This is a genomic window from Veillonella rogosae JCM 15642 (assembly GCF_002959775.1).
Classification (GTDB): Bacteria; Bacillota; Negativicutes; order Veillonellales; family Veillonellaceae; genus Veillonella; species Veillonella rogosae.
The window spans coordinates 178,353-195,278 of sequence record NZ_PPCX01000010.1; the positions used below are offsets into that span (position 1 = coordinate 178,353).

The 16,926-nt window shown below is 42.2% G+C and carries 11 protein-coding genes and 1 other RNA gene; 2 read left to right on the plus strand and 10 right to left on the minus strand.

The features are described from left to right. Positions 1-45: 45 nt before the first annotated feature. The 7 genes from dnaX to VRHSUH09_RS06095 form a co-directional block, all read right to left on the minus strand. Entirely contained in the window at positions 46-2,547 is a 2,502-nt protein-coding gene (gene dnaX / locus VRHSUH09_RS06060) for a DNA polymerase III subunit gamma/tau (protein ID WP_105081682.1), read from the minus strand. Positions 2,548-2,781: 234 nt separating this feature from the next. Continuing rightward, an RNA gene (gene ffs, locus VRHSUH09_RS06065) (signal recognition particle sRNA small type) lies at positions 2,782-2,881 on the minus strand. A gap of 121 nt (positions 2,882-3,002) precedes the next feature. Continuing rightward, positions 3,003-7,586 (minus strand): glutamate synthase large subunit, encoded by a 4,584-nt coding sequence (gltB, locus tag VRHSUH09_RS06070; RefSeq protein ID WP_105081683.1) that lies wholly within the window; start codon positions 7,584-7,586, stop codon positions 3,003-3,005. Positions 7,587-7,979: 393 nt separating this feature from the next. Continuing rightward, positions 7,980-8,849 (minus strand): RluA family pseudouridine synthase, encoded by an 870-nt coding sequence (locus VRHSUH09_RS06075; protein WP_105081684.1) that lies wholly within the window; start codon positions 8,847-8,849, stop codon positions 7,980-7,982. Between the two features lies 1 nt (position 8,850). Beyond that, a complete protein-coding gene (locus VRHSUH09_RS06080; RefSeq protein ID WP_105081685.1) occupies positions 8,851-10,044 on the minus strand; it encodes a GNAT family N-acetyltransferase in 1,194 nt (397 codons plus the stop codon). Positions 10,045-10,235: 191 nt separating this feature from the next. Beyond that, positions 10,236-11,171: a DUF2156 domain-containing protein gene (locus VRHSUH09_RS06090; RefSeq protein ID WP_054748155.1), complete on the minus strand. Its 936-nt coding sequence runs from the start codon at positions 11,169-11,171 to the stop codon at positions 10,236-10,238. Between the two features lie 100 nt (positions 11,172-11,271). After that, the gene (locus tag VRHSUH09_RS06095) at positions 11,272-12,390 is read right to left on the minus strand and encodes an efflux RND transporter periplasmic adaptor subunit (RefSeq protein ID WP_105081687.1); all 1,119 of its coding nucleotides are present in this window, start codon (positions 12,388-12,390) and stop codon (positions 11,272-11,274) included. 111 nt (positions 12,391-12,501) lie between these two features. On the opposite strand from VRHSUH09_RS06095, the gene VRHSUH09_RS06100 reads away from it, so the two are divergent. Continuing rightward, a complete protein-coding gene (locus VRHSUH09_RS06100) occupies positions 12,502-13,353 on the plus strand; it encodes an aldo/keto reductase (RefSeq protein ID WP_105081688.1) in 852 nt (283 codons plus the stop codon). A 77-nt stretch (positions 13,354-13,430) separates the two neighbouring features. Here VRHSUH09_RS06100 and VRHSUH09_RS06105 read toward each other — a convergent pair whose 3' ends face one another. The 3 genes from VRHSUH09_RS06105 to VRHSUH09_RS06115 all read right to left on the minus strand — a co-directional run bounded on the left by VRHSUH09_RS06105 (position 13,431) and on the right by VRHSUH09_RS06115 (position 15,834). Continuing rightward, entirely contained in the window at positions 13,431-13,769 is a 339-nt protein-coding gene (locus VRHSUH09_RS06105; RefSeq protein ID WP_009352382.1) for a branched-chain amino acid transporter permease, read from the minus strand. Then, entirely contained in the window at positions 13,762-14,427 is a 666-nt protein-coding gene (locus VRHSUH09_RS06110) for an AzlC family ABC transporter permease (RefSeq protein WP_105081852.1), read from the minus strand. Before VRHSUH09_RS06110 ends, VRHSUH09_RS06105 begins: the two co-directional genes overlap by 8 nt. Positions 14,428-14,667: 240 nt before the next feature. After that, positions 14,668-15,834 (minus strand): iron-containing alcohol dehydrogenase, encoded by a 1,167-nt coding sequence (locus VRHSUH09_RS06115; RefSeq protein ID WP_054748160.1) that lies wholly within the window; start codon positions 15,832-15,834, stop codon positions 14,668-14,670. A gap of 263 nt (positions 15,835-16,097) precedes the next feature. Between VRHSUH09_RS06115 and VRHSUH09_RS06120 the strand changes: the two genes are divergently transcribed. Beyond that, positions 16,098-16,916, plus strand: a complete 819-nt coding sequence (locus VRHSUH09_RS06120; RefSeq protein ID WP_009352377.1) for a MetQ/NlpA family ABC transporter substrate-binding protein — start codon at positions 16,098-16,100, stop codon at positions 16,914-16,916. Positions 16,917-16,926: the final 10 nt, after the last annotated feature.

Below are 16,926 nucleotides of genomic sequence, written 5' to 3' on the forward strand. Positions count from 1 at the left end.
TTCCTCCTTTTAGGATCTACGTCCTATACTAATATTCTAATTGATTTATTCTTCGATGACCTCGACGATGATGTCGTGGTCTTCAGATAGTTTTTCTAATGTTTCTGCCAAGAGAGGATTATTTCGCTCCTCTTCCGTCATATTTGCTGGGTCCCATGCATATTCACGAGCAACCGTCACACTATCGATAGGCGCAACTTCAATAGGTGCTTGTGAAAGCATAGTATGATCATCACTTTGATAAGGGGTTCCCTGTTGCTGTTCGCCCCCATTAGACTTTGGGACAGCTTCTACCTCAATATGGGCACCGCTATCCATAGGGCGTTCTAGAACTTCCCCATCTTCACTGATAACAGTGACACTATCTAATGGATGTGGTGGCATATCATCTAAAGATGATACGTAAGATTCCTCCATATCCTCTACAGGCACATCATCAAAGGAATGAACTGGAATATCATCACCAGTTGTGGCACTTACAGCAGCATCACCCGTCTTCTTTGCTAAGAAGGCTAATGCTGCGGCCTTTGCCGCATCTACCGCTGCAGAATCAGACTTACTTGGTTGCTCATCATTAGTTAAGTCCATTTGTGTCGGCTGTGCCCCAGATGTTGTATGTACATCTACCATTGGCTCTTGCGGTCGTTGCGGTGTTTTTACTTGGCGCTGCGTCGTACTACCAGAGGCCTTTTTATAGTCTTTGTAAACTTGTGTAAGAGCATCTACGATTTCCACATGTACTGGATAACCCAGTGTATAGGTGAAAGCATCTGCCGCTTCTGCTAAGTTTACTTCGTTGGTCATTACATTAAGGTGCAATGTATTTTTGAAGGCCATAACCGCCTTGCTTTGATCTACGTATACAAGTTGACCTTGGCCGATAACAGTAGAGGTCATATTTCGATTGCTATCCTTCAAGTATTTAATGACATTGGACTGTACATTGCGATACTCTTGAGCCGACAAGATTTGATCACTAATAATAGCTTGTGTACTAATACCTTTTTTACCACGACCTTTGGCTTGATTTCTAGCAGGTCGTTCTGGTGCACTGCTTGTACTTGGTGGCGCCATACCAATACCGCCCATTGGAGGCGGAGCCATACCTACTCCATTCATAGGAGGCGGTGTACTACCTGGTGTACCCATAGGTGGAGGTGTCATGCCTACACTCGTAGGCGGTGGTGTCACGCCTACGCCACTTGGAGGCGGCACAGTACCAACAGTACTATTTTGAGTACTACTCATAGAAGCATTCTGTACAGCAGCATTATCTACAGAAACAAAGTTATTAGCATAACCACCAGTCGGGCCAAAGGCATTGGCACCGTAAGCAGGTGCAGTTGCGACAGCTGGACCGCGTTGCTCTAATTGAGCCATGCGGTTCAATAAATCATTTCGTTCAGATCGTTCTGAAGACTCTAATGCATACACACGGTCTTCTAAGCTTTCATCAACAGAGCTTAATTTGGCACAAAGTACTAAAAGGCCCATTTCAATGATAGTTCGTGGATTATCCACCTGTTTGGCATCATTCATGATGGATTGAGCACTGCGCACATATTGATTAAGCTCATTAAAATCGATGCTTTCAGCTTGAGCTAAAAACTCAGCCTTAAAGGCATCGTATACCTTGAGCTCGTCCGCATCAGGTGCTACCTTACCAACTAGCAAGGCCCGCACGTGCTGAATGAGGGCTTCCATAATCTGCGTCGCATCACGACCTTCTGCTAAGGCATCGTGGATATAGGACAGCAATTTAGGTCCATTCCCGTTGCGCAACGCATCTAGGAAGTGAATAATCCATTCTTTGCTAACAAGACCAATCAGTTCTTCTACTACTTGCGGCGTAATAATGCCTGTTGCCATACCGGCACATTGGTCTAAGATACTCAACGCATCGCGCAAACCGCCATCTGCATGAACAGCGATGAGCTGTGCTGCTGCAGGATCTAATCCAAAGCCTTCCTTTTCCGCTACATAGGATAAACGCTGTGCGATATCATCAGACGTAATGCGTCTAAAGGTATAGCGTTGACAACGAGATACGATAGTAACAGGCAATTTTTCAATTTCTGTGGTAGCGAAGATAAACATAACGTGAGCTGGTGGCTCTTCGATAGTTTTTAAAAGCGCATTCCAAGCCTCAGTCGTAAGCATGTGGGCTTCGTCGATGATGAACACCTTTTTACGGCCTTCAACCGGCATGAATTTGACGCTTTCACGAAGGGCACGCACCTCATCGATACCACGGTTGGATGCGGCGTCGATTTCAAGAACGTCCATGGACTGGCCGCTCAAAATCGATTTACAAGCACTACACTCGTTACAAGGATGATCCGTTGGCCCATGCTCACAGTTGATAGCGCGCGCAAAAATCTTGGCCATACTCGTTTTACCAGTCCCTCGCGGACCAGCAAATAAATACGCATGCGCCACCTTATCCTCGCGGATAGCACGCATCAACGTATCCGATACTTGATGCTGACCAACCACATCGGTAAACGTCTGCGGACGGTACTTACGATATAACGCAATATATGCCATTGGAACACCCCCTTTTTTCCGAAAATTACAATACTTTATTATACCATATTCACGGAAATCTGACTCATTTTATAGACTTTATCGCATAATTCTAAGGTAATATTTTTATTTACAAATAATGTCGATGTTTACTAGCCAAAAGAACATCTTATTAGACTTAGCAAACTATCCTAGACCTTGGATTAGACATAAAAAAAGCGGCCCCTCAGGCCGCCCTGCAATATTCGATCACGACAGCCCCCGGGTTCCCCGTGGCACATGAAGGTTACCGCTTAGTGCTGCTACCTCTCAGTCCTGACACGATTCACAGGCCCCCATTGCACAGGCCCGAGAACTGCCATGATCCAATATTGCAATACAAATATTATACATGAAAATGCCTCTGTAGTCAAAACTATAGAGGCATTTTACAGTATTAATCTTATATAACGGAAGTTAACTAGGAAATAAATAGATTATGCATATTTTTCTTTGAATGCAGCTAATTGTGCTTCTTCTAAGGATAAGCCTTGTGTTTTGAAGCGTTCAATAGCATTGTGCATTTCTTCATATGCTACTGGTACAACTTTTGTGAATCTATTTACAAAGTTATTCCAGTTTTCTAGAATATGACGGCCTTTAGCGGAGTTCGTATGCAATACGTGTTGTTCTACTAATTCTTTAATGCGTTTAAGGTCATCTTCAGTGTTAGCAGGACGTAATTCTACAAGACCTGTATTGACATAGCGTTCATCACAATCGAGGATATACGCATAGCCACCGGACATACCTGCCGCGAAGTTACGGCCGATTTTACCGAGTACAAGCACTTCGCCACCAGTCATGTATTCACAACCATGATCGCCTACACCTTCAACAACAGCAGTAATACCACTATTACGAACGGCGAAACGTTCACCAGCTACACCGTTGATGTAGGATGTACCAGAAGTAGCGCCATAGAAGGCAACGTTACCGATAAGGATGTTTTCGTCAGCTTCAAAGATAGAATCTTTAGGAGGATATACAGTGATAGTACCACCGGACAAGCCTTTACCGAGATAATCGTTCGCATCGCCTTCGAGTTCTAAAGTCATGCCTTTAGGAATGAAAGCACCGAAGGATTGGCCTGCAGAGCCTTCAAAGTTCAACTTGATTGTGTTATCTGGCAAGCCGCTTTCACCGTAACGACGAGTCACCTCAGAGCCAACCAAAGTACCTACAACACGGTTAATGTTTGTAATAGCCAATTTAGCGCGAATAGGTTTTTGATCCTCAATAGCAGGGCGGCACATACGCAAGAGCTTGGACATATCCAATGTGCGTTCCAATTCGTGATCTTGGTCAACAGTATGCATGTGACCTACAGAGGAATCGATGTATGGACGGAACAAAACGCGTTTAAGGTCAACGCGAGACAATTTGAAATTATCGTCTTGAGATTTTTGACGAACGAGGTCGATACGGCCAACGAGTTCAGCTACAGAGCGAATACCTAAGCGAGCCATGATTTCGCGTAACTCACGAGCGATGAAGATCATCAAGTTTTCTACATACTCAGGTTTACCTGTAAAGCGCGCACGCAATTTTTCATCTTGTGTAGCTACGCCATAAGGGCATGTGTTGAGGTTACATACACGAGCCATTTTACAGCCTACTGCAACGAGTGGCAATGTACCAAACCCGAACAGTTCAGCACCTAGCATAGCTGCTACCGCTACGTCGAAACCGGTCATCAACTTGGAGTCTACTTCTAATTGAACGCGGTCACGCAATCTGTTGAGCATCAATGTTTGATGCGTTTCGGACAAACCTAATTCCCAAGGCACCCCAGCGTGTTTTACAGACGTACGGCCTGCCGCACCTGTACCACCGTCGTAACCAGAGATCAAGATATTATCTGCTTTTGCTTTCGCAACGCCAGCAGCGATAGTACCAACGCCAGCTTCAGATGTTAATTTAACGGAAATACGTGCATCTTTGTTGACGCATTTCAAATCGTAAATCAACTCAGCCAAATCTTCGATGGAGTAAATATCATGATGAGGTGGTGGAGATACGAGCTCAACCCCTGGAGTAGAGTGACGTGCTTTGGCGATTTCAGGGTACACCTTTTTACCTGGCAATTGACCACCTTCACCTGGTTTAGCACCTTGAGCACATTTAATTTGTAATTCTTTTGCGTTGATGAGGTAATTCGCAGTTACACCGAAACGACCAGAGGCGATCTGTTTTACTTCGGAGTTCATGCTATCGCCGTTTGGCAATGGTTTGAAGCGAGCTACATCTTCGCCGCCCTCACCAGAGTTAGATGTAGAGCCAAGGCGGTTCATAGCGATAGCAATCGCTTCATGCGCCTCTTTACTGATGGCACCATAACTCATAGCGCCTGCTTTAAAGCGTTTTACGATAGATTCTTCAGCTTCAACCTCTTCAATAGGAATGCCGCCGCCTACTGGGTAGTTCAATTCCATCAAGGAACGCAATGTAACGTGGTAATCATTGCGAATTGCTTTAGAATACTCTTTATATTTAGCATAGTCGCCATTGATAAGGGATTCTTGTAACAAATCAATCGTCTTAGGGTTAAACAAATGCTCTTCCCCATCTTTTACAGGACCATACCAACCGCCTGGTTCAAGAACAGTTTCGTCGGATTTGAAAGCACGTTCATAACGAGCTAATGCTTCGTGTGCTACACCGCCAAGACCGATACCACCGATACGTGTTGGCGTATTTACGAAGAACTTGTTGATAAAGTTAGTATTCAAGCCCAAAGCTTCAAAGATTTGTGCGCCATGGTAGGAGCGAACTGTGGAAATACCCATTTTGGACATAACCTTCATGATACCGCCTACAGCTGCTTTGATGTAGTTCTTTTCAGCTTCTTCAACCGTAATATCGCCAAGGCGTTTACGAGCTTGTAAGTCGCGTACTGTTTCAAGTGCTAAGTATGGGTTGATAGCTGTTACACCATAACCAATTAATGTACAGAAGTGATGAACTTCGCGTGGCTCACCAGATTCGAGAATAAGACCGATTTCTGTGCGCAACACTTTATTGATCAAGTGATTATGAACAGCCGCTACAGCCAACAATGCTGGAATTGGTGCATGATTTTCATCGACGCCACGGTCTGATAAAATCAATACATTTTGTTCTGTACGTGCTGCCTCTTCTGCTTTTTCACATAATTCATTTAATGCATCACGCAAGCCTTCAGCACCCTTAGTTGGATCGAAGAGGATTGGCAATGTAACGGATTTCATACGACGGCAGTCAAGAGCCTTAATGGATGCCAATTCTTGGTTAGTAAGGATCGGTGTACGCATGGACAATGCATAGGTACCAGCTTTGTTAGGATCTGTTAAGTTACCAGAGTTACCAAGCATAACGCGCGTAGATGTAACCATTTCCTCCCGAATGGAATCGATTGGAGGATTTGTTACTTGCGCGAACATTTGCTTGAAGTAGCTATATAACAATTGTGGTTTATCGGACAAGATAGCAAGTGGAGCATCGGCACCCATAGCGCCTACAGGATCTTTACCATCCTTTGCCATAGGTACAATCATACGTACAAGGTCCTCTTGAGTATAACCAAAGGCTTGTTGATTTTTGAATAAATCTTCAACTTTTGGAATGTCGCTTTCATCAGCTTGTGTAATTTCAGACAAGTGAATAACGTGCTCTTTTACCCATTCATTATATGGCAATTCAGTAGCAACTCGTTGTTTGATTTCTTCGTCGGAAATGATGCGTTGTTCTTCAGTATCGATGAGAAGCATTTTGCCTGGTTCCAAGCGACCTTTAGCGCGAATATTTTCAGCGTTTTCGTTAACTACACCTACTTCAGATGCCATGATAACGCGATCATCAGTTGTTACATAGTAACGAGCAGGACGCAAACCGTTACGGTCAAGTACGCCACCGATAACAGTACCATCAGTGAAGCCCATAGCGGCAGGACCATCCCATGGTTCCATCATGAAGCTATTGAACTCGTAGAAGTCATGTTTTTCTTGGCTCATGAGATTATTGCGTTCCCAAGGTTCAGGAATCATCATCATGATTGCATGAGGCAAGGAGCGACCTGTCATGTGCAAGAATTCCAAGGTGTTGTCGAACATAGCGGAGTCAGAACCGCTGTCATCTACTACAGGGAATACCTTTTTAATATCTGGGAATAATGGAGATTCTGCTTTACCTTCACGAGCATTGATCCAGTTTACATTACCGCGGATAGTGTTGATTTCACCATTATGCACTAAGAAACGGTTAGGATGCGCCCGAGCCCAGCTTGGGAATGTATTCGTACTGAAACGGGAGTGAACCATAGCCAATGCAGATGTAAAGTCAAGATCGCTCAAATCAAGGTAGAAGTCACGCAATTGACCAGGTGTTAACATACCTTTATATACGATTGTTTTAGAGGACAAAGATGCGATATAAAAATCGCTAGATAATTCCTTGCTCAACGGAATGATGCGTTTTTCCGCCAATTTACGGATAATGTACAATTTACGTTCGAATTCTTTATTATTCGTTACATCTGGACCTTTACCGATGAGGATTTGAATCATCCAAGGACGAATAGCAGCCGCCTCTTGACCAACCTTTGTACCATCAACTGGTACTTCACGCCAGCCGAGAACAACTTGACCTTCTTCGCGAACAACCTCTTCAAAAATGCGTTTTTGCTCGTTACGGAGACTTTCATATTTATGGGCAAAGACCATACCTACGCCGTAATCACCAGCGGAAGGCAAGTTAATGCCAAGCACTTCGCATTCGCGCTTAAAGAACTCATGTGGAATTTGTACCAAAATACCGGCACCATCCCCTGTGTCCTTATCGGCGCCTGCACCACCGCGGTGCTCAAGACGCTCTAAAATACGCAAACCATCATCGATAATATCATGGGATTTTTTACCCTTAATATTAACGACAAAGCCCATGCCGCACGCATCCTTTTCAAATTGGCTGCTGTACATACCATTGGCTTCGAGTCTAGCTTGATCTAGACGTTGTTGCTCGATTGTGCTCTGATTCATATCCATAACGTGCACTCCTTCATATCACTTGATCATCCCAAGCGCTGCGGCATCGTTCCGTTCGGGCTTGGTGAAAGTATAACTAACAAACTATTTCATAATAAATCTATAAACTTTATAGTCTATAGAATTTTATGTCTACGCATAGTATACACCTGTCCTCTGTGAATTGAAAATATAAAAAAAACATAGTCTATGCTTTTGATGCATAGACTATGCGTTTTTATCACTATTGTTTTTTGTATACACGAATACACAATCATCAATTGAGCTTTTTTTGTTTTACGTGGCACGCTCTATGTCCACATCTAACGATTGAGCTTTCTTTATTTTACGTGGCATGCTCTATGACCACATCATCATTTAGATTATAGTTGATATACCTTATAAAAGCAATTACTATTTTTCACGACCAAAGTCGTCCCCTACTTCACAGGTTACCGTTATAGGCTCGTCCTTACCATAGGGTACAAAAGTGAGTTCTGACGCATGTAAGCATTGACGTGTATAGGGTTTGTTACGTGTGCCATACATAGCGTCACCAACGATAGGATGTCCGATGTGCTCCATGTGTACACGAATTTGATGAGTTCGACCTGTGAGCAATTTAAATCGCAGTAAAGTATGATCCCCATCATGACTAAGGACGGTATATTCCGTTTGTGCCGGTTGACCAAATTCATCGATGACACGGCGGTTATCAAATACGGGATCTACACCGATAGGCGCGTCGACAACACCATCTGAGTCAATGCGACCTTCTACAAGGCCAGTATAGATGCGATCGATACGACCAGCTTGTAGTTCATCTGTGTAGTACTGCTGCGCTTCCTTAGTTTTGCCAAAGAGAATGCAACCCGATGTGTCGCGGTCAAGGCGATGCACAGGGCGCACCTTATGGACTACGCCCTTTTTCGCATAATAACCTGCCACATAGTTGCTCAATGTACAAGACTTTGTTTGACCTGCTGGATGAACGAGCATAAAAGGATTCTTATTAACCACCAAGGTATGAGCATCTTCGTAGAGAACGGTAATAGGCCCCTTTTCTACATCTACGCCATAATCCTTATCTTGTGGCAGTTCCAATGTTAAGACATCACCTTTTTTGAGGGAACGCTGAGAATGGGCTACACGGCTATTTACTTTTACCCGTTTCTTGCGAAACATCATTTGAATATCCCGAGAGGATAGAGAAAACCGTTCCTTTACATATTTAGAGACCGTTAATTCTGTCGGTTCTTTTACCGTATACGTTTTCCAGCTCATATTACCACCACTCGTTAATATATGTTTTTTGTTCAGGATAGAGGATATCGAAATAATCTAACCATTCTTCCCCGACTGAAAGTTTACCTTCAAAGGCAAGATCCCGTACTGTTAATGTGCCCATCAAGAGTTGGCTCAAAGCGCCCACTTCAACAGTAAGATCTACTTCACCTTCAAGCGTATCAGATACTTTCTTAACAGTTGGCGTCAATGCACCGCCATATTGTACTTCGTAGCGACCTTCATTCCATGCACAAAGGCTATCTTTAACGCCAAAGGTCAAAGTAATAGGCATCATCAATGCCTCTGGATTTACAGGAATCGCTTCAAGAGCCGCTTTCACATCCACAATACGGCTCATCATATATGGCATTGTGGAATGTCCGCTTTTACCATCTGGATAGAAGCGATAGTATGTATCGTGAAGGCCTTCATTCCAACGGATAGAAGTGCCTTGGGAGCGATGATTGTAGAAGTAATTGAGCAATGCCCGTTGTGCACGGCGTGTAGTATACACCAATTCAGAAACAGGGATTTCAGGTTGGCCTAAACGATATACAGCATACCCTTCGATAATACTTTCATCATTGCGCACAACAGTGATATTTACACCTTCCGCAAAGAAGCTGCCAAGCAAGCGTTTCCATTCTTTTTCACCGCGCTCTGCATAACCAGATAAACGCGCTGTATACGCTTTATATACCGGATCTAGCAATGTCCATTGTTCTACGCTATTAAGCAAGCCAAAGCTCAAAGATTTATCCGTCATAGGGCGCAAGTCTTCAAGAGACATGGTGTTCACCCATTGATGAGCATAGAGTTCCCAACCATATTGTTGGTAAAAAGCCGCTTTAGAGGGCATCAAAATCGTCATGGCTTGACCGCGCTTACGAATTTCCTCTAATGCAGCAGTCAACAACGCACCACCTACACCACCACGGCGTGCCGCCGGATGTGTGGCAACACCTACCATATAACTTGTAGGCAGTACAGCACCGCGTACATTAAGATTATATTGGCGCAAATGAACGGTACTTAACAACTGATCTTGTTCTAGACCAACCATTGTATGTTCTGGTTCATAGCAATTTGTAAAATAATATTGGAAGAATGGATCTTCCTTAGGTTCAAAGCAGTATGCCCATAGATTTTCCACATGTGGAGTATCTTGAGCCGTTGCAATTCTAAATTCCATAATTATGTCCTCGTTATATCATAAAGGCCTCTATCTATCGCATCGCATCGCATCGCATCGCATCGCATCGCATCGCATCGCATCGCATCGCATCGCCATGATGATACGCAATTTACATACAAATAGATAGGCTAACACTTCTATTATAACAAAATGAGCTATGAAGCACATCGGCTTCATAGCTCAGATTTTTATTTACCGCCTGTGGCATTATCTGCTTCGTTAGCATACACTGCGTCATATTTTTCAGCAAAGTGATCTGGGTTGTAAGATTCCTTTGCTTGACGAAGGCCAGGCAATCCCATATCTTCTTCACGATTGATGAATTCAACTTCGCTAAATTCATGACGAATGAATTCATTATTAATCGCTTGGTACAAACCGCGAATATCTGGATTTGCTTTTTCAATATGAATCAAAGCAATTCTATCATTTAAGATTTCACCAATACTGAAAGCTTCTACACGGCCAAACAATTTAATGGCGCCGCCTTTAAGGCCTAGTGTTTCCCAGTTGTCGAACAACAAATTGATTGCTACTAATTCGTCTTCGATACCTTCTTCGTGGTGAGTTTCCACCCAAGATGCTGCTGTTTCGCGACATAATGGAATGATATCTTCCGTAATTGGCAAGTACTCATAGTTAGAATATTGCATGCGGAATTGGTTCAAATGGTTTTTCTTTTGACGGAATTTCTTACCGGACAAATTGATAAGATCTTCAGACTTGTAAATGTATTCGTAGTTATCGCGGTCAGGGGTGAACTCATAGCGACCAGGACAAAGGTCTTCCATACGCTCTTTAACAGCTTTGCTAACACCTTTAAAACGGAATGGCAATTTATTTTCTACGAACCATTCTTTAGCGCGCAATAAACCATCAAGGAACTTTGCATCTTTACCAGCAAACGGAGGCAATAGGAATGGTTCACGCTTACCGCCACCTTGAATGTACAACACACCATTTTCTTCAGCCCAACGGATGCCGTACGGATCTTGCCACATGAACAATGTAGTGAAACAGTTATCAGATGCTTCATAATGATGTTGTTCAAAATACTTATCGATTAATGGTTTATCTCTTAATTCAAAACGTTTAAATTCTAAAATAATAATCCCTCCTATCAGATTCCTCTTACGAGGTTGCTTTCACAGTGTGTGAAAGTTTTCTTGCCATCATGCATTCAACATATATTAAAACTTTAGTACAGAACCTTACGGTTCGTAATTACAATTTTACAGATTCGCCTAACACAAAGGTTCCATCAGTTGTGATAACCTTGTCACCTGCGTTTAGACCAGAAATAATAGCTACATCATCACCTTCTGTGATGCCTACCTCTATGACGCGTACGTCCACTGTATTATTTTCAGTCAATACATAGACATATTTGCCGTCAGAATTTTCACGAACCGCCTTAGACGGTACGGTCAACATTTTTGCTTTCACATTAGATTCTATAACAAGTGTATAGAATTCGCCAGCCTTAATGAGGCCTTTGTCATTGTTGAAAGTTGCTTTCACCAATACGCTAGGCACAGTTTCAGGTTGCGTAATATCTACATAAGTTAATTCACCTGGTAATTCTTGTTCAGCCACCTTGAGGAGCACTTTCATGCCATTTTTTGCCTCCGGTGTGCCGAGTTTCATCGCCGCATCACGAGGGATGCTGAGAGATGCTACCATCGGTGTGGTTTGTTGTATCATCATAAACGGACGATCTGCAATCGCCATTTGACGGTCTTCGTTATAAATAGCCGTCACCGTACCTGCTATAGGAGCTACAATTGTGGATGCAGCCATTTGTGCCGATACTTGAGCGATTTGTGCTTCGATAGCTGCTACATTAGCGCCACCGCCACCACCGCCAGTTGTTACTGTCGTAGTTTGTGGTTGAGATCGTTCCACAATGCGATCATATTCTTTTTGTGTAATCATGCCCGCTTCACGCATTTTCTGTGCCTGTGCTAATTGAGCACTATCTACGGACGCCGCCGTCGTAGTCGTCACAGATGTCGCATATGATTGCGACTGAGCTTGCGCTAACTGACCTTGTAAGGATGCCAGCTGTTGTTGTAAAGCCGCTGTATCTACAGTTGCCAAGGTTTGGCCTTGCTGTACTTGGTCGCCTACTTTCACAGCATATACGACCTGCCCTGTTAAGGTCGGCGTTACGGTCGCCTTGTTAAGGGCTGTTACATTGGCGTCATTATGTATCTGCAACGGCATATCCTTGTATGTTACGTCAGTAACGGATACGGTTTTTGTACCGCAACCGGCAATGGCCAGCACCATTATCATAACACTAAGCATAGCAATTACAGAACATAAACGATTGATTTTCATTCTGTCACTTCCTATCATATTGATTTTTATCAATACCTTAGTATATCATAAAATCAATTAGAATTGTATGAAAGCTAATTTCTTTAATTTATGGATATAACGGAGGTTCTCATGGAAGAACGGATGGACTTTAGAATATTAAATAACGGTAGCTTTATTCCCTCTATCGGTTATGGCACTTATAAAACAGGCACCGAAGGGGAAACAGAGCAAGCCGTTGCTAATGCACTTGGCGTAGGTTACCGCTTGCTCGATACAGCCGCTTACTACGGCAACGAAGAAGCAGTTGGTAGAGGTATCAAAGCATCTAGCGTTAATCGTACAGATATCATTATTACTACAAAAATTTGGCACACCGATGCAGGCTATGATAATACGATGCGCGCTGTTGAAAGCTCTCTAAAAAAATTAGACACTAATTATATCGACATCATGCTCGTACACCAACCTTTGGGCGATTACTACGGCTCATGGCGTGCTATGGAGGAGTTATACGACCAAAACGTATTGCGTGGCCTAGGTCTCTCTAACTTCTACGAAGATCGCCTCATCGACTTGCTATACCACTGTAATGTAAAACCTGTGGTGAACCAAATCGAGTGCCACCCGTTTAACCAACGTCAGTCCTTATTACAATTAATGCGTAAACATCAAGTAGTAGGCATGGCGTGGTCACCATTTACTCGTGATCGCCAACCGATTTTCGACCACCCAATCATTAAAAGTTTGGCCGAAAAATACGGTGTCACAAAACACCAAATCATCTTACGTTGGCATATCCAACGAGGCATCATTCCATTGCCAAAGGCAAATACCGTAAGCCATATGGAAGCTAACTTTGATGTATTCGACTTCAAGCTTACTAACATCGACATGGACGTTATGGAATTATTAGATCAACAAGACTTCTTGGAAGATCACCACACCGCACCAGGTCTAGAAAGATTATTACAACTAAGATAAAAAAGAAAACCACTTATATCTTCTCCCTTCTTTTAGGAATAGATATAAGTGGTTTATTTATTTTATTGTACTTTATTCTATTTAGGTACATTAAATACGGCTTGTATAAGTATCATGTACACTACTGTGCCCGCCCCAATAGACATGAACATATTTCGCTTCCATAGGTGCATGCCAACGGTTACTAATAAAGCAATAAGTTCTGGAATGCCATAAGGATAGGAAAGCACAATTGTATCTTTAAAGGTATATACAACAAGCATACCCATAACAGCTGCCGGCAAGGCCTTACCTAAATACTGTACAAACTCTGGTGCCTTTTTACCAGGTGGAAAAATAAGAAAAGCGGAGAAACGTGTAAGTAATGTAGCTGCTACGACAATAGCAACGGTAATGACCATTTCAAAACTAGTCAAGATGTACACCTCCCCACTTATACGCAATATAACATACTATGAGCATACACACCATAGAGGCAAGCATAAACAAGGATTTTCCCGTCAACAGAAGCATGGCTAGGGCTACAACGGCTCCAACAGCACCAAAGCCTCGAATATTATTACTCTTAGCATTAAATAACATTTCAAGGAATATAACAATAAATAAGCCCGGTAATACAAAACCAATACCACGCAAATCTACAGATGCTAATAAATCACCAAACAATCCCCCTACAAAGGTACTCACCACCCAAAAGGTATAATTAAGCCACGATACATGGAAGTAGAACCATTTTTCATCCACATCATCGGGTAACTTCGTAGATACATTAATTGCAAAGCTTTCGTCACACATCCAGGCAACGGTAGGAAACCATTTCCACCCCATATTCACATATCTCTGTAATGCAGATAAACCATAGAAAAAATGGCGCCCGTTAACAAACAAGGTCAGCATAAAAGCATTTACAGGATCAAAGCCTGCCATCAGCAGCCCAATAGTTACGAACTCCATAGAGCCTGCAAAAATTGTACTAGCCAAAACAGGGGCTGTCCACCAAGGCAAGCCCTGACTGGTAGCATACAAGCCAAAACCTAATCCAAGGAAGAAGAAGCTAAGCCCCATAGGAATCATTATAGGAAGCGCAAAAGAAAATGCACTTCGATGTTTTATTTCATTCAAGGATTTTCTCCTTTCGAAATCATACATTATATATTATGTAAACGATAGTCAAAACTAATCTTAGTCCTCTTCTAGACGATAAAACTAATTTGAACAATAATAAAAGACACCATATGGTGTCTTTTATATGAGCTATTATATTATACATTGTATATAATTAGTGTCAAATTTTGATGGCTTTAACCAAATGTATTATAAAGCACGCGTTAAAATTTCACGAGCGACTTCTGGTGTTACATCGCCTTTTTCACCAAGTCGAGTCATACCATGGTCTTCCAATTGTTTCACAATTTTATCAACTGCTTCTTCGCCAAGACCATAATCTTTCAAACGGGTAGATACGCCAAGGGACTCGAAGAATTCACGCGTTTTAGCAATAGCCTTATCTGCTTTTTCTTCTGTTGTGCCTTCTGTAATATGCCATACACGAGTAGCATATTGTGCCAATTTTTCAAGCTTGTCTGCTTTTTTCACTTCTAATAATGCAGGCAATACGATAGCTAATGTAATCCCATGATCAAGATGGTACGCCGCAGTTAACTCATGGCCGATAAGATGTGTTGCCCAGTCTTGTGGCACACCTGCACCAATCAAGCCGTTTAATGCCAAGGTAGAAGCCCACACGTGATTAGCACGAATATCGTAGTTTTCTGGATTTTCTACCGTTTCTTTACCGATTTCAATCATAGTTTTTAAAATACCTTCACTGAATCGGTCTTGAATACGGCCCTCTACAGGATATGTTAAATATTGTTCTGTGGTATGCACAAATGTATCAATAACGCCATTCTTAACTTGTTTTTCAGGCAATGTGAAAGTCAATGTTGGATCAAGCATGGAGAACTTAGGGAATACTAAGCTACTGAACACAGGGAATTTACCGTCACCATAAGTAATAACTGCACCATTGTTCATTTCAGAACCTGTGGCAGGTAGAGTCATAACTGTACCAAAAGGTAATGGACTTGGCACCATATCTACTGGAACCTCTGGTACACCAGCTTTCATAACTTCAATGACAGGACCATCATAAGTAGCGCCCATAACGATAAGTTTTGTAGCGTCTACTACAGAACCGCCGCCTACAGCAAGAACGAAATCTACTCCATGTTCTTTAATGAAAGCTACCGCACGTTCACACGTTTCAAGAGATGGGTTTGGCTCAATACCGCCGAATTGCTCTACCTTACGGTTACCAAGGGCTTTCACAATGCGGTCAATAAGACCACTGCGCACTGCAGAGCCACCACCATAGGTAATAAGCACCTTTGCATCCTTTGGAACCAATGTATCTAATTCACCTAAACGATCTTTACCAAATACGATATGTGTAGGGTTATAAAAATCGAAGTTAAGCATGGTAGCCTCCTATATAGACCTAGATCTACAGTTAAATTAATTGTAATACTTATATTAAATTGTAATGCGTATATTAAACTGTAACGTTTAAATTAAGTTGCATAAAATTTATTAATTATATTATACCATTTTTCGAGATTTTTAGATATGCTAAGGTATATAACTTTAATCTATAGCTAACTCATATGTATTTCTCTATATACAAAATCCAACTCACATGATAGGATATTTACATTACATATGTTGTAGAAAGGGATGTTATTATGAAATTCAAAAAATTTATTGCCCCTCTCCTCGTTGGTGTACTTGCATTCGCCATCGCTGGTTGCGGCAACAATACTAATCAAGCAGGCCAAACGCCTAAAGAAGTAAAAATCGGTGCCACTGCAGGTCCTCACGCCCAAGTAGCTGAAGCAGTTGCCAAAGAGGCTAAAAAACAAGGTATCGACCTTAAAGTAGTAGAGTTCTCCGATTATGTAACACCAGATAAAGCTCTCGCTGATGGTGACATTCAATTAAATGCGTATCAACACGTACCATTCATGGAAAACTTTAACAAACAAAACGGTTCCAAATTAGTAGCTATTGGTAAAACTATTTTAATGCCAATGGGTTTATACAGTAACTCTGTTCGCAGTGCAGCTGACGTTCCAGAAGGCTCCATCGTAGCGATTCCTAATGACCCAACTAATGGTGGTCGTGGTCTTGCACTACTGGCTAAAGCAGGCCTTATTACTTTGAAAGACGGCGTTGGCTTCAAAGCAACTGTAGCAGATATTACATCTAACCCTAAAAATCTTCAAATCCAAGAATTAGAAGCAGCTCAATTACCTCGTAGCCTAGATGACGTTGTAGTAGCAGCGATTCCTATGAACTACGTTCAAAGCGCTGGCCTTAACGTAGAGAAACAAGGTTTCTTCTTAGAACCTAAAGATGAGCCTTTAGCGGTTATGATCCTTGCTGTTCGTGAACAAGATAAAGACAACGAAACATACAAAAAAATTGCAGACATCTACAAATCTGATGCAATTAAACAATTCATTAATGATACTTTCAAAGGTACCATTACATCTGCAAACTAAATAAACAAGA